Genomic DNA, 16,001 nt, shown 5'->3' on the forward strand with positions numbered 1-16,001 from the left:
CTGGCGCACCGTGGACGGGCGCCCTGTGGACGGGCCGGCCGGGCGCGCGCGCCCCGACGGCGGGGGCACGCTGGTGCTTTCCGTGGTCACTGGGGGATCGGCTCCCTGCGTTCGGGGCGCGGCACGGCGGCCACGTCGCGGTACACGTCCGCGATGGCCCGCGCGGTCTGCCGCACGTCGTAACTGCTGAGTACGTGCCTGCGGCCCTGACCGCCGACGGCTTCGCGCAGCGGCCCGTCGCGGAGCAGGGCGCTCACGGCCTCCGCCAGCGCGGGCGGGTCCTCGGGTGGAGCGAGGCAGAGGGCCTCCCGCCCCGGCGGCAGGCTCTCGCGCGCGCCGTCGACGTCACTGAGGACGACGGGGCGCCCGCACGCCATCGCCTCCAGCGGGGCGACCGCCATGCCTTCCCAACGGGAGGGAAGGACGACCAGATCGGCCGCCCGGTACCAGGGCGTGGTGTCCGGTACGGCTCCGGCGAACAGGACGGAGGGCGGGGCCGCGTCCCGCAGCGCCGAGGACTCGGGCCCGTCCCCGACGAGCACCAGCCGCGCCCCCGGGACCTGGCGGGTGATCAGCGGCCAGGCGCGCAGCAGGATGTCCTGCCCCTTCTGGCGGCACAGCCGGCCGACGCACACGACGAGCGGGGCGGTGGCGGGCAGCCCGGCGAGGAGCGGGAGCGCGGCGCGGAGGGAGGCGGGGTCCGGTTCGCGGGGAGGCCGGAAGCGGTCGAGGTCGACGCCGTTGTGGACGACGGCCCAGGAGGCCCGTACACCGGCGCGCTCCCCCGTACGCCGTTCCGCCTCGCTGACGCAGACGACCCGGTCGGTCCAGCGGGCCGCCCACCGTTCCCAGCGCCGGGCCAGGTGGCCCGTCACCCCGCCGACCGCCTCGAACGACCAGGCGTGCGGCTGGAAGACGGTGGGGACACGGCCCCGGACGGCGAGGCGACCGGCGAGGCCGGCCTTCGCGCTGTGGGTGTGGACCAGATCGGGACGTACGTCCTCGACGAGCCGGGCCACCTGCCGTGTCTCCTCGTACAGACCGGGCCCGGGGTCGCGGGTGGCCCGCCACTCCCGTACCTCCGCGCCCCTGCGGGCGGCCTCGGCGGCGAGCGGTCCCCCGGCGGGGCAGGCGACCACCACCCGTGTCCCGGCGGCGACCTGGGCCCGGACCAGGTCCAGGACCACCGTGGCGACCCCGCCGTCGACCGGCTGGACGAGATGGAGCGCCGTGAAGCCGGTCCCCGGCCGGTGCCGCTGTGGCTGCACGCGCAACTCTTTCCACTCGTGGACCCACGGAGCCGAGCCCCGTGCTGCTGCCTCTACGAGAAACGCACCGGGAGGGGCGGAGTCACGCCCGACAGCGAATCGAACGCAATGCCGATACGGCCCGGGCGTGTCGCTGAATTCCATACACAAACACCCAGGAACCTTTACAGAGACCGGGCTGAAAATCACGCCAGACGCGCTGGAACTCCCTGAAAAATGCTGAACGTACAACCGGACTCGCGTTTATGGAAAACGCTTCGTTTCGAACGGAGCCGGTCACCGCCGACGGCCGCCAATGGCCGCCGATCACGTGACCCGGCGACAACCTCCGCTATCGGGAAGAGGCCCGTTCTGTGTCCGCGCGTGCCCGGCCGGCGGGCGCGCTTCACTCATTCGGGCGCGCAACCGATGGCCTTCTGCCGCGTTGATGGATGAGTCGGGCAACTGCGCCCGCCGTGCCGTTCCCTTTATCTCCGAGGAGCTCTCTCCCATGTCGCGTATCGCCAAGGCTGTTGTTCTGTCCACCGCGGCTGCCGCCGCCGTCGCCGGTGCGTCCGGCGTTGCCTTTGCCGACGCCGGCGCGAAGGGCGCGGCTGTCGGTTCCCCCGGCGTGCTCTCCGGCAACGTGCTCCAGGTCCCGGTCCACATCCCCGTGAACCTCTGCGGCAACACGGTCAACGTCGTCGGCCTGCTCAACCCGACCTTCGGCAACACCTGCGTCAACGCCTGACCCCTGGTCAGCGTCGTCGCCGACGCCAGGAAGAGCCGCCCACCCTTCGGGGGCAGGGCGGCTCTTCCGCTGTACGAGCGGCTGTCCCCGTCCTTCCGCCGTTACGGGGTGGCCGTTCCGTCCTTCCGCTGTACGGGTACGGCGCCGCCACCCTTTCGGCGGCCGGGCGCCGAGTGCCGTGGCGCCGGGCGGTGACAGGTCGTACCAGGTCAGGGGAGGTACGACCACCAGTTGGCCGACAGTGCGTCAGATGCCCGATCGGTTGCGGGCCGCGGTCGTGGAACCCACGGTGAGACCAACGTTCCCGACGCTCCGCCCCGAAAGGACACCTGCATGCGTCCCCTGCTGTCACGTCGCGCCGCCACCGCCACCGTCTGCGCCGCGCTGATCCTCGGTACCGCGGGCCCGGCCGTCGCCGCCTCCCACGCCGCCGGCGAAGCGGCCTCGCTCCGCGCGGCCCTCTCCCCCCGCCACGACGCCGACGCCCTTCGTGCGCCGCTCCCCGCCGCCGACGCGGCCCTGCTCACGGCGGCGATCAAGGACGCGCTCGCCGGCGTGAGCAAGGCCGTCCCGGCCGTTCCCGGTCCCGAGCAGGCGGACGACACCGTCCACACGCTCCCGGCCGACGCGAAGAGCGAGGCGCTCGCGGCGGTACGGAAGTCGACGGACGGCCTGGTCAAGGCGACCGCCGCCGCGGCTCCGACCGATGTGCTCGCCCAGATCCAGGCCCTGCTCGCGTCGATCATCACCCTGCTCTCGAACCTGCTGAGCGGTGACCTGGCCAAGCTGCCCGACCTCCCCAAACTGCCGGACCTGCCCAAGCTGCCCGACCTGCCGACGCTGCCCACCACCCCCGGCGTCCCCACGACGCCGCAGCTCCCGGCGACCCCGGGGCAGTCCTCCTGACCGTATTTCCGCCCGTGGGAACGGGCCGCCGCACGCCCCCGCGCCCGGGTCCCTCGTCGAGGGATCCGGGCGCGGGGATTTGATACGAGAATAGGCCGAGTCCGCTTCATTCGGGTGGCCTGCCCAGAATTCCTTCCGCACGGAGTTTCCGGGGCGCCCAGGAATCGTTACCCATGACGAGGCCGCGCGAGGGAAACCTCCAAGAGGCCCGCGCGAAAGGCGAGTTGTCTCGCCGCCTGTCCTGCCGCTTGTTCCGCCGCCTCACAACTGACATCGCTGAAAGAAGGATTCAAGAATGAAGCCCATGAAGGTCGCCGCGGTCGTCGCCGGTTCCATGATGGCGCTGGGTGCCGCCAGCCCCGCCTTCGCCGCGGAAGGCTCCTCCTCGATGAGCCTGAACGGCGCGGTCGACACCCTGGCGAGTGAGGGGCTGCGCAGCGGTTCGCCGCTGAACACCAACGTGCTCGACTCCAAGAACAAGGGCTCGCTCGTCAACGCGGTGAAGGACACCGCGGCGAGCCTGAGCAAGTCGAAGGGCAACAAGCTGCTCGGCGGAATCCCGCTGGGCAAGGCGCTGGGCAAGTAGGACCGGGCCGTCCCGAACGCGGTCCGCCGCCGCGAAGTTCGCCGTGCCGGCCCCCGCCCCGTTCGCCGGGGCCGGGGGCCGAACTGCTCGTACCGGCCTGCTCGTACCAGCCTGATCGGCCCGCCCGTACGGATCCTGCCCCGCCGACCCGATCAGCAGTCGGTCAGCTGATCCAGAAGTCCCACCAACGGGTGAGGATCAGCATCCCGATGATCCCGATGTGCAGCACGGGCAGCACCCAGGTGAACTCACCCAGCACTCCGCGCAGCCCGGCGGGGGCGGGGATGATCCCGTGGCGGAGGTTGTGGGAGGTCACGTACCAGAACATGACGATCGTGCCGACCCACGCCAGACAGCACCACAGGCACAGCGAGTTGATCCGGTAGAGCGACTCGAACTGGAGCCAGGTGCAGAACGCGACACCGAAGAGCGTGCCCGCGTTGAGGCCCAGCCAGAACCAGCCGCGGTAGCGCGCCCCGGCGAGCAGCGCGATCCCGATCCCCATCACCACGGGATAGGTCGCCAGCCCCAGCATCGGATTCGGGAATCCGAAGACCGAGGCTTGCTCACTCTTCATGATGTTCCCGCACGACACCACGGGATTCAGACTGCACCCGGGGGTGAAATTCGGGTTCTCCAGCAGCTTGAACTTGTCCAGCGTGATCACCCACGCCGCCAGCGACCCCATCGCACCGGTGATCACCAGCATGACGGCGAAAGCCCGAACGCCGCCCGGGGAAAGGCCGCTTCCGTCCGCCGCGGCCGTCTCGTCCTTCGCGTGTTTCCTGTTTCCTTCGCCGGCTGTCGCCTTGCCGACCAGTGCTGATGCCATGCTTCTCAGGCTCCCTGCGTGACTGCGTGAGGCGATGCTTTCCGCGCTCCGTGAATGAGGCGGCGCTTTCCACTCCCGCCACCCGGCGCCGTCTCAGCCGCGCAGGCTCCGTACGGGCAGCAGGCAGTGCGCGGCGCTGGAAAGCACCTCGTCGTCCCCGATGAAGGCGCGCAGAAGCTCCTCGGTGACGGGCTTTCCCGGCGTCCCCGAGGTCCACGGCCGGGTGGCGACCATGAAGTAGACGTGCCCGATTTCGCGGGCGTCCTCCTCCCACTCCGGCGGGACGGCGCACTGCGCGTTGAGGTACGGCATGGTCAGGACGGCCCGGCCCGCCTCCACCAGCAGCTTGATCCCGAGGCCGGGGTTGCGGGAGAGGTCCATCAGATCACCGCCGGGCTTCAGCCCGATCTCGCCGAGGACGGTCCGCATGGTCTCCTCGCCGACCTCCGGGCCCTCGCGGCCGTCACCCAGTGAATAGGCGAGCAGATAAGGCGCGTTGCGTTCTTCGTCGGCGGGATCGCTGGTCCAGGGAATCACCGAAAGGGTACCCAGGAGAGGGGTGTGGCGAAGACTGTTCGCGGCGGTGTGGGGAGTGGTCATGCTTCCGCACAGTAGCGGCCCGCGGGGAATGTCCGTGAGTCCGCGTCACCCGAGTGGGCGAGCGCACTCCTATTTCGTTCTCCTGTACGAGAGTTGGTCCCGCGCCGGAGCCTCCTCTTCGTGGCAAGCTCCTTGACCACACCCTGACCCGAGAGGAATTCCCATGACCACGCTGGCGGAACAGGCCGCGGTAGGGGGAGAAAAGCCGGAGGGACCGAGACCGGATCTCGGGGATCCGTCGTTCTGGCAACGTCCGCACGCCGAACGGCTGCACGCGTTCGCCCTTCTGCGCCAATGGGAGGCGCCTCAGTACTTCGTGGAGCGGGAAAAGGGACGGGGGCGGCGGGAGCGGGGATTCCACGCGCTGGTCACCCACGCGGACGTGGTCGAGGCCAGCCGTAACCCCGAGGTGTTCGCCAGCGCGCCGGGCGCCACGACCCCGGAGCCGGCCCGCTGGGTGCGCGCGCTGTTCGGCGACTCCCTGGTCAACCTGGACGGCCCGAGCCACGCGCAGCTGCGCCGTATCGTCTCCCGGTCGTTCACGCCGCGCATCCTCGGGCGGACGGAGGAGGACATCCGGGCGGTGGCGGCGCGGATCGTGGACGACGTGCTGGCGGACGGGGGCGGCGCGGCTCTTTCGGACCGGCCGGGGGACTTCGTCACGGCGGTCGCGTCGCGGATGCCGTTCGAGGTCATCTGCAACCTGATGGGCATCCCGGAGAAGGAACGGCCGGCGATCCTGGGCCAGGTGAACCGCGCGTCGGGCGACACGGGGGTGGCGCGGGCGGCCCGCGACCGGTTCCGGATGCCGGGCAAGGGCCTGCGGGCGCTCGCCTCGATGCAGGGCATGGTGGCGGACCTGGGCCGGGAGCGCCGCAGGAACCCCACGGACGATCTGATCTCGATGCTGGTCAGCGCCGATGTCGACGGACAGGCACTGACGGGCCGTCAACTGGGCGCCTTCTTCTCCCTCCTGATGGTCGCGGGGGTCGAGACGACCAGGAACGCCATCGCCCACGGTCTGGACCTGCTCACCCGCCATCCGGAGCAACGGGCGCTGCTGATGGGGGACTTCGACCGGTACGCGGACGGCGCGACGGAGGAGATCGTGCGGCACTCGACGCCGATCATCCAGTTCCGGCGGACGCTCACCCGGGACCACCGGATGAACGGCCACACCTTCCGCAAGGGCGACAAGGTCGTCCTCTTCTACGCGTCGGCCAACCGCGACGAGACCGTCTTCACCGACCCGGACGCCTTCGACATCACCCGGAGCCCGAACCCCCATGTCGGGTACGGGGGCGGGGGGCCGCACTACTGCCTGGGCACGTACCTCGCCAAGCAGGAGATGAAGGCGCTGTTCCGCGAACTGCTGACACGGGCGCCCGGCCTGCGCGCGACGGCGGCGCCGGTCCTGGTCCCGTCGAACTTCGACAACCGGGTGCGGTCGATGCCGTACGCGGTCGGGACGGGGTGAGGGGCGCCCCCGTCCTCTCCGTACCGAAAACCGCTCGGCGTCCGCGCACCGTGCGTGCCATGGTGTGCGGATGTTGATCCGAGAAGCCACCGCGGCGGACTGGCCCGCCATATGGCCCTTCTTCCGGGAGATCGTCGCCGCGGGCGAGACCTTCACGTACCCGACCGACCTGACGGAGGGGACCGGGCGGGACATGTGGCTCCTGCCGGCCCCGAACCGTACGGTCGTCGCTCTCGACGAGGCCGGGGCCGTCCTGGGCACGGCGAAGATGAACACCAACCAGATGGGCAACGGTTCGCACATCGCGAGCGCGAGCTACATGGTCGATCCGGCGCGCTCGGGGCGGGGCGTGGGCCGGGCGCTGTGCGCGTACACGGTGGAGTGGGCGCGGGCGGCGGGGTTCCGGGGGATCCAGTTCAACGCGGTGGTGGAGACGAACGAGTACGCGGTGAAGCTGTACCGCTCGCTCGGCTTCGAGGTGGTCGGGACGGTGCCGGGGGCGTTCCGGCACCCGGTCGAGGGGTATGTGGGGCTGCACGTCATGCACCTGGCGCTCTGACGTTGTTCACCGAGGCGCCCTTGCAGATTTGACATGCTACGGACATGCTTTTCAGGGCGTGGGTCTACCCGCATAGACCCACGCCCCACGGCTCTCACGGCTCAAAGCTGACGGCCTCACGGCCTCACGAGCTCCCCCAGATCCGCAGATCCACAGATCCGGCGCAGTCCTGAACGCAACGCCCCCCGTAACGCCGCCGCGTCGAGAGGCGCACGCGGCCCGCCTCCAGGAGGATCGCTTGAGCCCGTCCCGCATGTCGCGCACGTCCCGCACGCGCCGCAGTGCCCTCGCTCTCGCACTCTGCGCCGCCGCTGTCGCCACCCTGCAAGGGGTGGCGTCGCCGATGGCGGGCGCCGCGCCGTCCGCCTCCACCTCCGCCTCCACGTCCACGTCCACGTCCACGGTCGGCCGGATCGAGGACAGCACGGCCCGCGCGTTCGCCGAGTCGCTCGGCGAGGGGAGTTGGCGGACCCAGGTACGTACCGCCGCACTCGCCTCGGACCAGATCGACCTGCGCGCGCTGACCGGCCGGACCGCCACCCGGGCCGGCAGTGCCCTAGAACCGGCGATCGCGACCGCCGACCGCCGCATCGCCGAGGCCAAGGGCCTGGCCGCCGACACCGGCTCCCTGCTGCGCCTCCGCCTGGCCGCCCCGTCCATGCGCGACGAACTGGCCTCGGGTACGGCCCCGTTGGTCGCGGCGGCCACCACGGACGACAGCGCGGAGACGATCACGGCGTACGACAGCCGGGGCCGCGCCCACACCCTGGACGCCCGCCGGACTCCGGACCGCCCGGTGTACGTGGTGGACATAGACGTGTCGCGGGCCATGACAGCGGGCCTGAAAACGCTCAACAAGGAACTGGCAGCACAAGGCCTGACAACCCCCAGGCCCTCCACAGCTCCCACTGCTCCGGCCTCCCCCTCCTCCCCCTCCTCCACCTCCCCCACCCGGTCGGCGGCGGCGGGCTTCTGGACGACCAAGATCGACTCGGTCCAGCTGTCGAGCGACGAGGAGCCCTGGGTCTCGGGCGACGCCGAGGTCTTCTCGATCGTCAGCGGCTTCGGTTTCGACGGCAAGGTGCGCGTGGACACGGTCGACATGCCGTACCTGGACAACGACGGCACGACGTACTACCCGAACCAGATCCTCGTCAACTGGTCGTCGTACAAGTACAACCTCGCCGACGTGGTGATGATGGAGGACGACGGCGACACCAACTACCAGGCCCTGGCCAAGGCCCTGGCGGACGCCCTCCTCACCATCACCGACCTGGGCACCTACATCCCCCTGGTGAACGCGATCCTCGACGCGATCCCCGCTTCCTGGTGGACCAACGACCCCGACTACGTGGACTCCTGGTACACCCTGGCCAACACCTCCACGGGCCGCCTCAACGGCGCCCGCGCCAACGGCTGGCTGACGGTGACCCCGTACTTCGTCACCCAGTCCTAGCCCCCACGGCACGGCAAGAGGATCCGCGAATGGGGCCGTACCCCTCGGGGTACGGCCCCCTCCCGCGCTCTCAGGAGTGCCGGTGATATGCCTTGTTGGCGATGCGCCAGCCGTCGTCGGTGCGGACCAGCAAGAAGACGTCGGTGAACGTGTCGGCACCATGCGAGAGCGTCATACCGGCGGTCGCGACGGTGCCGTGGACCTCGACGGAGTCGATACGCCGGGCGCGGCCCGCTTCGTCCGGTGCCGGCCGCCCCTCGAAGAGCGCGCCGTACTCGTCCAGCCGCCAGGAGACGAACGCGCCGTCCCGGATCCCCTCGATACGGGCGGTGGAAAGGAACGCGTCCCGGAAGTGAGCGGGGTCGCCGGTGGCGTGTCCGCGGATGTAGGCGCGTAGCGGTTCGAGCACGGCGTCCTCCACAGCGGGGACGGTGGCGGCGACGGCGATGTCGGCGTCCAGGCCGGCAGAAGTGCCGGTCAGGCCCGTTGCGCTGCGCAAAGGCGTGTTCGACGCGGCGGCCAGCAGAGCCATGTCCTTGTCCAGCGCACCGATCGTGAATTCGGCCGTGGCGGCGGTCGGCTCACCGAGGAGGAAGGGTCGCTTGCGGGCCACGAGCCCGCCGAGCTGACCGAGTTCAAGGATGTCCAGCGTCTGGCTACGGGGCAGGCCGAGGGCGTGGGCCTGCCGCAGTGCGTCCCGCAGCGCGAGGACGGCACCGGCGAGGCTGTTGTTGGCGATCAGCTTCAGCGCGGCGGCGGTGGAGGCGTCGTCCATCTGCCGTACGGTGCCCAGCGTTTCCAGCACCGGCAGAGCGCGGTCAAGCGCGTCCTGGCCGCCGGCGGCCAGGATCCGCAGCGCACCGGTGGCGGCAGCGGACACCGAGCCGAGCACGGGCGCGTGGACATAGGACGGGCCGAGTTCCCGGGCCAGACGGGACGCTTCGGCGGGAGCGACGGTGCTCGTGTTGAGCACCACCGTGTCCGTTCGCAGTGAGTCACGGATGTCGTCGACGACCTGCCGACAGGCCGGACCGTCGAACAGTGCCAGGAGTACGACGTCGGCCCGCGTCACGGCCTCGTTCGGGTCGCCGGTCGTCCTGACGGTGCCTGACGCGCGCCCCGACCGGGTCCAGCCGACGACGTCCCGGCCCTGGGCGGTCAGCCGCGCCGCGATGGCGCCGCCCATGCGCCCCAGACCGAGGACGGCAATCGTGTGCGATGTGGTCATGCACGCCATGCTGGTGCGGCGCGATGTCTGCGACAAGCGCAGATCTCGCAGTCCGGGCATGCGGCATTCGCATACCACCCGCATACTGTCGCCATGGATCTGACGGTGTGGCGGGCCTTCGTGACCGTGTGCCGGGTCGGCTCGCTGTCGGCGGCCGCAGCCGAGTTGAATCACACGCAGTCGGCCGTTTCCCGGCAGGTCGCCGGGCTGGAGCGGCAACTCGGCGTCTCTCTGGTGGAGCGCCATGCCCGTGGTGTGCGCGCGACGCCGGCCGGTGAGGTGTTCCGGCGGCATGCCCTGGCCACGCTCGACGAGGCCGATCGCGCCGTTCACGCGATGAGAGACCTCCGCTGCGGGATGCGTGATCGGCCCCTGGCCATCGGGGCGACGCCGTCTCTCGCCGGGGGAATCGTCCCCGAGGCCGTCCAGCGCCTGTTGAAACGGGACGGATCCATCCGGTGGAGCCTGCGTCCCGGTCTCAGCGGCCCCCTGCACAACCGTGTGATCGCAGGCGATCTCGACATCGCCTTTGTCACCGATGCCCCACCCGGACTGCCCGTCGACGCGCGGGTCGAGCGCCGGTTCCTCGGGTTGGACGAGATGGTCGTCGTCGTGCCCGCCGGCCATCCGCGGGCCGGACGCGGGCCGGTGCGCATCCGAGAGCTGGCCGACGAGACCTGGGCCGAGGACAACGACGGCTCCGCGGCACTCCTGCACCAGTACGCAGCTCGCGCCGGGGTCAGCCCCCGCATCGGTCTCACCGCGGCCGACCTGCCCGGCAAGCTCGCTCTGGTCGCCACCGGCCACGCGATCGCGCTGATCCCCGGCGTGCTGACACCCGCCCTGCGGGCCGATGTCACGACGGTCGCCCTGACGGACCCCCCGACCCGCGGCATCTACGCGACCACCCCACGCCGCGACCCCCACCCCCGCGCACTCGCCCTGCTCGAACTGCTCGCCACGACCTTCACCACGGTCCGTACGACCCCAACTGCCCACCGGGAGGCAGAAGGCGAAGTGTCCGGCAGGGACGAGCAGAGCGTCTTCCCCGCTCGTCGTGGATGCGGCGACGCGCAGGTGAAGTGAGTCGGAACCAATTTCGATGCGCGCGACGTCGCCCTTGAAGTCACGCACCCTTCGTGAGGCGCAGGCGACCGTAGAGCGCGACGATCTCCTTGGCGACTCGCCGAGTGGCCTCGGGCAGGTCCCCTAACAGCTCGGACCAACGTGGCCGGATCACCCTGACCGCCACGAGCCCAGGGCTCTCCGTCGCGTCGCTGTCCGGTTCGGCGAGCCGGTAGGCGGCCTCCCACTCCGGCGCGAGTCCGTCGAGAGGCAGCTTCCGGGCCAGATACGCGCGGCCCATGCCTCCCTTCCGAGGGACAACGAGGGTTACGTTCCTGGAGAAACTGTTCTGGCAGATAGCTCCTAAGGTCCGCGACCGAGAGAAGCACTCCTTACGGATGACCCATGCGCCGTCCACCAGGGTCTTGCCGGTGAACATGAGCGTGTTACCTCGGAGTTCGCGTATCCATCCAGTGCACGGTGCGGACACTCCGTCAGCCTCCGACCGCTTCCCTGTTGCCCTCGTTGTGCAGAGTACTTCGGGAGCTGCGGACAAGAGGGCACGTTCCGATGACCGACCCCCTCAAGCCGGTGAGCGACCCGGTACGGCAGGCGCTTAACGACGCGCCTGCCCTCGCCAGTGCCAGAGACCTGCCGACCGCCGCCCTGACCCGTGTGCTGCCCAGTCCGTGCCGTATCCCCTTGGAAATGCCCTTCTTGAGGGTGCCTGACCGAGAGTTCGGCTACAGCGCCACGCTCGCCATCGCGGCGCACGCCGACCCCGACCGAGCCGGCCGGTATCCGCAGCTCATCCTCGGCATGGTGCTGCACACGCCCGGGAAAGCATGGGTCGGCACGCCCATTACGTCAGCGCCGTACTGGCACCCCCGGCTCGTTCCAACGCGGACCGCCACGCTTCCCGGCGGCCCGGCAGGCTGGCTTTCACACAAACAGGAGCTCAAACGACCAGATCCCGGTCAGACGACGACCGTCTGACCGGGGTCCCGTGAACCCTTCCGGGACGAACCCATGAACGGCCTTGCAGTGGGCTGTTCACGAGTGCCTCTGATCAGGCATGCGTGAAGCCCTCGAAGATCGCTTCCCGCCAGCTGAGTGATCGTTTCCCAGGTTTGGCGGGTCAGTCCCACCAGAAGTCCCAGCGGTGGGCGCCGGTGATCTGCTCGGCGTACGCGGCCAGTGTGTACGGTCTGCTGCCCTGCCAGATGTTGTCCGGGCAAAGGGCGAAGTGCTCAGCTGCGACCAGGAGAGCATCCCTCTCGCTCACCGGCGGTGCGGCGACGCTGAGGTGCAGCGTGTCGAACCCCACTGCGACGACACGGGCACCGTACCGATGCTCCCAATCTCGCAGGACCGCGGAGATCTTCGCAGTGTCGGTGTCGTAGTTGCAGGGTCCGAACCAGCCCGCGACGGTCAACGCTTCGGCACCCGACCCTGCCGCGACCAGACCCAGCCGTGTCCGTGGGCGGTCGGCGAGGAAAGCCTGGACGAACTCGGAGGCCAGTTCATCCGGGTCGACTGCCCCTCCCCAGCTGGGTGCGAGGCCGGGCCATGCCTGTCCGAAGGGGGCGGTGACGGCGAGACGCCTTTTGACGTCGAGCATGTCGTCGTCTTCATCGTCGGCCGTGTAGGTCGCCCACCACTGCGCGAGAAGGTCGGCAGGTTCATGGTCCCCCGGGGAGGTCATCTGCTCGGGGAAGACCTCCCCGGATCCCCATGGGCGGAACTCACCGTCGTTCGGATCCAGCGCGTCGAGCAGCAGCGGCCACAAGCCGGAACGTGCGTGTGCGGCGTGCGTCCGTGCCCACAGTTCGACCGTGGCCGGCCCGTCGCTGAGCCACAAGGGCTGTGCGTCTCCGTCACCTTCATCGGATGTCACCATCCGGCCTGGCGGGAGCGGGTCCTCAAGACTCGATCGGGCTTCAGGGTGCATGGGGCGGATGCTGGTGCTGCGGCCCGGGGCCATCACTGAGGTTCCGACTCCTCGATCGCGGAACTGCTGAAAAGCGTGCCGGCCCGATGTTGGCCCCAGGAATATGAGGTCCCCTCCCGCGCAGTCGAACACTCTGCATCGCGGAGCCTCGGCAAGGCGGAAGACGTGGATCAGGACATCGTCGCCGGAGCCCCGGATGTGGAGCATGACCGAGTCCACGGGGTCTTCCGAGCCGATGTTGAATTCGACGGACCAGCCAGCGCCGGAGAATTCGCCCCAGGTGGGGTCCGAGAGATCGACTTCGGGACATGCCTGGGCGACAGCCGCGAGGACGTCGTGCCGCCGGCCGAGCGGGTCCGGGCTGCAGTCTGCGGGGATCTCCCGCACCGAGGTGATGTCGTCAGTCAGGCGGAGCAGAAGCAGGTCCCAGCTCATGGTGGCCCTCCGGTAGGACTCGAGAAACGGCTGCGGTGGGTCGGATCAGGTCGAGCTGTTCACCTGGAGGCGGCGGCGTCAGTACGTTCTGCAGGCGGCGGATGTCGACGCGCCAGGGTCCGCCATCGGACTCGGCCCAGAGATCCATCAACTCTGACGGCCCGGTCATGATGCGTTCGAGGGCCTGAAGGGCGAGGTCGCGCAGGCCAGTGACGTCGGGAAGGGGCTCCTCCGGTCCATAAATCGGATCGGAAGGTTCACCGCCATGACACTGGGCGGCGACAAGGGCGGCCGCGGCTACGGCCCTCTCGGATTCGGGTGCTTCGAGGTAGCCCACGGTGTCGATGACATGTGTGAGAGTGCTGCGGACGACACCCTCACGTTCGCCTGCGGCTGCCTCGTCAAGGGCGTCGCCGAAGTCCGCCGCGGTGTCGTTGTCGAAGGGGCCGATGTCCCAGGTACCCATGGTCTCTCCTGATCGTGATGTTGACCGGGGCATCGTGACAGAGGGCACTGACAGCAGCCGCGGCGTCCCAGGTCGAGATCGATTCCCGAACTGGTGGATGTGACGGCCGATTTCCGCTGACGGCCACGGCGTCTTTCCACTGGCAGTGACAGGGGCAAGGATGGCGGCATGACGAAGACCGGGGCGGACTATGCGTGGTTCGAAAGCGACTTTCCAGACATCGCCGAGGCGTACTGCTTCACTCTGGTGCGGGGCCTGTCGCCTTCTGAGCTGATTTCGCGGCTCGAAGGACGATCAGAGACACCCTTGCAGGGCATAGCCGCAGTCGTCGAAGCCGCTTTCGCCCTGTATGAGCTCGAGGATGGCGACCGCCAGCTGATCGCCGTGACGACTGTCGGAGCCTGGACGCTGCTGATCGAGCCCAACGGCTACCTCGGGGTCACCGAAGAGCGAGCGCTTCCGGCCTCCGCCGGCACGAGCTGGATCTCGCATTTCGTCAACATCAACGCCGTCGGTACGTTCCTCTGGGCCGAGGACCAGGCCCTGCGGCTCTGCTTCGACCCCATGTTCCCCGAAGATCGCTGGGGCACCACACCCGACGTATTCCTCGACGTCATGACTCGCATCGGCTTCCACGTCGACGAGGACGCACCGGAAACCGAGAGGGACCTTTCCTCACCAGCCGCCTTCGCTCTGGCGGAGCATCTCACCGGCATTGCCATCACTCCCGAGCTGCTCCAGGACACGGCGTTCACCTGCGCCACCGTCCAGATCCGATGACATCTTCCGTCCGCACACCCGCGGCCGGGCCCATGGATGCGGCGGGGTGATGACGCGTGACGAACATCAGTGACGACCACGTGAAGGTCCACTTCCGGATGGACATGGACGAGGACGGGTGGCCGCCGGCGAGTGTCGAGAGCCTGTGGGCTGTGGACCTTGGCGACGGCACGGTGCGGTTGGACAACACGCCCTGGTTCGTACGCGGAGTCGCGAGCGGGGACATCATCAAGGTGGGGCTCGATGGCGAGGGCGTCCGCTGGGCCGGGGAGACGGTCCGCGCCTCGGGAAACTGCACGATTCGGCTGATCGTACTGAAGGACGGCGGCTCGGCCTCTGCTTGTGAGAGCGTACTGAAGATCTTCCACCGCCTCGGCACGACCGGGGAGGGGATCGAGCAGTACCAGATGGTCGCTCTGGATGTCCCGACCGATGCGGATCTCCCTCGAATCCGCGAGCTGTTGGAGCATGGTGAGGCGAAGGAGTGGTGGTGTTGGGAGGAGGGGTGCGTCACGGCTGCGTGGAGAGACATTGCCGCGACATGACCGGACCGTAGGACCTTCGTGGCCGTGTGCACAGATGCTGACTACGCGCCCCCTCCGTGAGCAGATCGCCGCCCGCGAGCCGTACTACCTGCGCCTCAAGGAAGTCCGCGGACGAGCGCGGCGCGAGCCAGCTCCAGTGCCCGGTCGGCGGCCCGTCGCCCGCCGTGGTCGGCCCCCGCTTCAAACAGGTCCACCAGATCCCCGCACCGCGGCCCGCCGTCGTGGACCTCACCAACCGAGAAGGAACTACGGCGAATCTGCCGGAACCCGACGATCACGGTCCGCCCCGGTGCCCTCGGCAAGCTCGACAAGTTCCGCCAGGACCGGCACTACCTTCACCCCCGCCGACAGGACGCCTACCGCCCCCTCACGCACCCGACCCACCGCGAAACCCAGGGCGCCCCTCCGCCAGACAGCCGCCCGAGGCCCCACCCACGTTCGGGCACCACTCGAACACACCCCACAAACGCCGAGATCCCGCCCAGCCTTTCGGCTGAACGGGATCTCGAGACGATCCTTGAGAGCTACTCAAGAACTGTCGGTGCAGTGGACCTGAGGGGATTCGAACCCCTGACCCCCTCGATGCGAACGAGGTGCGCTACCAGACTGCGCTACAGGCCCTTGCAACGAGTGAAACCTTAGCACCCCCGTCGCCGTGCCCGGAAATCCGTTGGGCTTCGGCGGCTGGTCACGGGGTGGTTGTCACTCGTTGGCCGCTCGGGGGCGGTCGCCCTCGTCGTACTGGTCGAAGAGGGGGGTCCTGCCCCGGTCGCGGGTGCGGCGGGGTGGTGGGGTGCGCTGGGCCGGGGGTTGCGGGGGTGCCTCCGGGGTGGGTTCCGCCGTGGAGGAGCGGGCCGCGCTCCACGTTTCCGGGTCGCCGACCTCGACGCCGCCGCTCGCGCGGGGGGCGACCGGGGCCGTGACGTACGTCGGGAGCGGGACCGGGACCGGCTCCCAGCTGTCGCCCCGGGCCGGGCCGCGTTCGCGCTGCTGGTCCACCCACTCCGCGTGGTCGGTCTGCTCGACCAGGGCGCGGCGGCCCGCCTCCTGCGGCGAGACCGTCGCGGGGGGAGCGGCGTCCGGGGCGGACGCGGACTCCTCCTCGTCCGGCTCACCG

16 protein-coding genes, 1 tRNA gene and 2 pseudogenes are annotated in these 16,001 nt (G+C 69.7%); 10 read left to right on the forward strand and 9 right to left on the reverse strand.

Annotated features, from left to right (window positions below; all coding sequences use genetic code 11):
• Positions 1-86 precede the first annotated feature (86 nt).
• A complete protein-coding gene (locus GT042_RS26675) occupies positions 87-1,268 on the reverse strand; it encodes a glycosyltransferase family 4 protein (protein WP_345943927.1) in 1,182 nt (393 codons plus the stop codon).
• Between the two features lie 490 nt (positions 1,269-1,758).
• On the opposite strand from GT042_RS26675, the gene GT042_RS26680 reads away from it, so the two are divergent.
• From GT042_RS26680 to GT042_RS26690, 3 genes are all read left to right on the forward strand, one after another.
• Entirely contained in the window at positions 1,759-1,998 is a 240-nt protein-coding gene (locus GT042_RS26680) for a chaplin (protein ID WP_161311274.1), read from the forward strand.
• 333 nt (positions 1,999-2,331) lie between these two features.
• A complete protein-coding gene (locus GT042_RS26685; protein WP_161311275.1) occupies positions 2,332-2,904 on the forward strand; it encodes a hypothetical protein in 573 nt (190 codons plus the stop codon).
• Positions 2,905-3,199: 295 nt separating this feature from the next.
• The gene (locus GT042_RS26690; RefSeq protein WP_161311276.1) at positions 3,200-3,490 is read left to right on the forward strand and encodes a hypothetical protein; all 291 of its coding nucleotides are present in this window, start codon (positions 3,200-3,202) and stop codon (positions 3,488-3,490) included.
• Positions 3,491-3,653: 163 nt separating this feature from the next.
• On the opposite strand, the gene GT042_RS26695 is transcribed toward GT042_RS26690, so the two are convergent.
• Both GT042_RS26695 and GT042_RS26700 read right to left on the reverse strand, forming a co-directional pair.
• Positions 3,654-4,322, reverse strand: coding sequence for a vitamin K epoxide reductase family protein (locus GT042_RS26695; RefSeq protein WP_161311277.1), 669 nt, complete (start codon positions 4,320-4,322; stop codon positions 3,654-3,656).
• Between the two features lie 93 nt (positions 4,323-4,415).
• Positions 4,416-4,922 carry a DUF5949 family protein gene (locus GT042_RS26700; protein ID WP_202533915.1) on the reverse strand — a complete coding sequence of 169 codons (507 nt, stop codon included), beginning with the start codon at positions 4,920-4,922 and terminating at the stop codon, positions 4,416-4,418.
• Positions 4,923-5,085: 163 nt separating this feature from the next.
• Here GT042_RS26700 and GT042_RS26705 point away from each other — a divergent pair, with 163 nt between their 5' ends.
• The 3 genes from GT042_RS26705 to GT042_RS26715 all read left to right on the forward strand — a co-directional run bounded on the left by GT042_RS26705 (position 5,086) and on the right by GT042_RS26715 (position 8,414).
• The gene (locus GT042_RS26705) at positions 5,086-6,399 is read left to right on the forward strand and encodes a cytochrome P450 (RefSeq protein WP_161311278.1); all 1,314 of its coding nucleotides are present in this window, start codon (positions 5,086-5,088) and stop codon (positions 6,397-6,399) included.
• Positions 6,400-6,469: 70 nt separating this feature from the next.
• Positions 6,470-6,958: a GNAT family N-acetyltransferase gene (locus GT042_RS26710; RefSeq protein WP_161311279.1), complete on the forward strand. Its 489-nt coding sequence runs from the start codon at positions 6,470-6,472 to the stop codon at positions 6,956-6,958.
• 253 nt (positions 6,959-7,211) lie between these two features.
• On the forward strand, positions 7,212-8,414 hold the full coding sequence (locus GT042_RS26715) for a DUF3103 family protein (RefSeq protein ID WP_161311280.1): 1,203 nt from the start codon (positions 7,212-7,214) through the stop codon (positions 8,412-8,414).
• Between the two features lie 70 nt (positions 8,415-8,484).
• Here GT042_RS26715 and GT042_RS26720 read toward each other — a convergent pair whose 3' ends face one another.
• Positions 8,485-9,642 carry a nuclear transport factor 2 family protein gene (locus GT042_RS26720; RefSeq protein ID WP_161311281.1) on the reverse strand — a complete coding sequence of 386 codons (1,158 nt, stop codon included), beginning with the start codon at positions 9,640-9,642 and terminating at the stop codon, positions 8,485-8,487.
• Positions 9,643-9,735: 93 nt separating this feature from the next.
• On the opposite strand from GT042_RS26720, the gene GT042_RS26725 reads away from it, so the two are divergent.
• On the forward strand, positions 9,736-10,728 hold the full coding sequence (locus GT042_RS26725) for a LysR family transcriptional regulator (protein WP_161311282.1): 993 nt from the start codon (positions 9,736-9,738) through the stop codon (positions 10,726-10,728).
• 40 nt (positions 10,729-10,768) lie between these two features.
• On the opposite strand, the gene GT042_RS26730 is transcribed toward GT042_RS26725, so the two are convergent.
• Complete coding sequence (locus GT042_RS26730; protein ID WP_161311283.1) at positions 10,769-11,008, reverse strand: hypothetical protein; 240 nt, start codon at positions 11,006-11,008, stop codon at positions 10,769-10,771.
• A 269-nt stretch (positions 11,009-11,277) separates the two neighbouring features.
• Here GT042_RS26730 and GT042_RS38360 point away from each other — a divergent pair, with 269 nt between their 5' ends.
• On the forward strand, positions 11,278-11,703 hold the full coding sequence (locus GT042_RS38360) for a hypothetical protein (protein WP_202533917.1): 426 nt from the start codon (positions 11,278-11,280) through the stop codon (positions 11,701-11,703).
• A gap of 142 nt (positions 11,704-11,845) precedes the next feature.
• Here the strand turns inward: GT042_RS38360 and GT042_RS26735 are convergent, their stop codons facing one another.
• A complete protein-coding gene (locus tag GT042_RS26735) occupies positions 11,846-13,093 on the reverse strand; it encodes a DUF4253 domain-containing protein (RefSeq protein WP_237531214.1) in 1,248 nt (415 codons plus the stop codon).
• 43 nt (positions 13,094-13,136) lie between these two features.
• A pseudogene (locus tag GT042_RS26745) lies at positions 13,137-13,559 on the reverse strand (DUF4259 domain-containing protein); the annotation flags it as partial.
• A gap of 168 nt (positions 13,560-13,727) precedes the next feature.
• Here GT042_RS26745 and GT042_RS26750 point away from each other — a divergent pair.
• Both GT042_RS26750 and GT042_RS26755 read left to right on the forward strand, forming a co-directional pair.
• The gene (locus GT042_RS26750; RefSeq protein WP_161311285.1) at positions 13,728-14,339 is read left to right on the forward strand and encodes a DUF6461 domain-containing protein; all 612 of its coding nucleotides are present in this window, start codon (positions 13,728-13,730) and stop codon (positions 14,337-14,339) included.
• Between the two features lie 56 nt (positions 14,340-14,395).
• Positions 14,396-14,884 carry a DUF4265 domain-containing protein gene (locus GT042_RS26755; protein WP_345943928.1) on the forward strand — a complete coding sequence of 163 codons (489 nt, stop codon included), beginning with the start codon at positions 14,396-14,398 and terminating at the stop codon, positions 14,882-14,884.
• Positions 14,885-15,431: 547 nt separating this feature from the next.
• On the opposite strand, the gene GT042_RS26760 is transcribed toward GT042_RS26755, so the two are convergent.
• A tRNA-Ala gene (locus GT042_RS26760) sits at positions 15,432-15,505 on the reverse strand.
• Between the two features lie 81 nt (positions 15,506-15,586).
• Positions 15,587-16,001, reverse strand: a pseudogene (locus GT042_RS26765) (hypothetical protein); the annotation flags it as partial.

It is taken from the genome of Streptomyces sp. SID3212 (assembly GCF_009865405.1).
Taxonomy (GTDB): domain Bacteria; phylum Actinomycetota; class Actinomycetes; order Streptomycetales; family Streptomycetaceae; genus Streptomyces.

Excerpts from the sequence above, each read along its gene's own strand:
- GT042_RS26680 (WP_161311274.1), top strand. The coding sequence starts at position 1,759 with ATGTCGCGTATCGCCAAGGCTGTTGTTCTGTCCACCGCGGCTGCCGCC.
- GT042_RS26685 (WP_161311275.1), top strand. The coding sequence starts at position 2,332 with ATGCGTCCCCTGCTGTCACGTCGCGCCGCCACCGCCACCGTCTGCGCC.
- GT042_RS26690 (WP_161311276.1), top strand. The coding sequence starts at position 3,200 with ATGAAGCCCATGAAGGTCGCCGCGGTCGTCGCCGGTTCCATGATGGCG.
- GT042_RS26695 (WP_161311277.1), bottom strand. The coding sequence starts at position 4,322 with ATGGCATCAGCACTGGTCGGCAAGGCGACAGCCGGCGAAGGAAACAGG.
- GT042_RS26700 (WP_202533915.1), bottom strand. The coding sequence starts at position 4,922 with ATGACCACTCCCCACACCGCCGCGAACAGTCTTCGCCACACCCCTCTC.
- GT042_RS26705 (WP_161311278.1), top strand. The coding sequence starts at position 5,086 with ATGACCACGCTGGCGGAACAGGCCGCGGTAGGGGGAGAAAAGCCGGAG.
- GT042_RS26710 (WP_161311279.1), top strand. The coding sequence starts at position 6,470 with ATGTTGATCCGAGAAGCCACCGCGGCGGACTGGCCCGCCATATGGCCC.
- GT042_RS26715 (WP_161311280.1), top strand. The coding sequence starts at position 7,212 with ATGTCGCGCACGTCCCGCACGCGCCGCAGTGCCCTCGCTCTCGCACTC.
- GT042_RS26720 (WP_161311281.1), bottom strand. The coding sequence starts at position 9,642 with ATGACCACATCGCACACGATTGCCGTCCTCGGTCTGGGGCGCATGGGC.
- GT042_RS26725 (WP_161311282.1), top strand. The coding sequence starts at position 9,736 with ATGGATCTGACGGTGTGGCGGGCCTTCGTGACCGTGTGCCGGGTCGGC.
- GT042_RS26730 (WP_161311283.1), bottom strand. The coding sequence starts at position 11,008 with ATGGGCCGCGCGTATCTGGCCCGGAAGCTGCCTCTCGACGGACTCGCG.
- GT042_RS38360 (WP_202533917.1), top strand. The coding sequence starts at position 11,278 with ATGACCGACCCCCTCAAGCCGGTGAGCGACCCGGTACGGCAGGCGCTT.
- GT042_RS26735 (WP_237531214.1), bottom strand. The coding sequence starts at position 13,093 with ATGAGCTGGGACCTGCTTCTGCTCCGCCTGACTGACGACATCACCTCG.
- GT042_RS26750 (WP_161311285.1), top strand. The coding sequence starts at position 13,728 with ATGACGAAGACCGGGGCGGACTATGCGTGGTTCGAAAGCGACTTTCCA.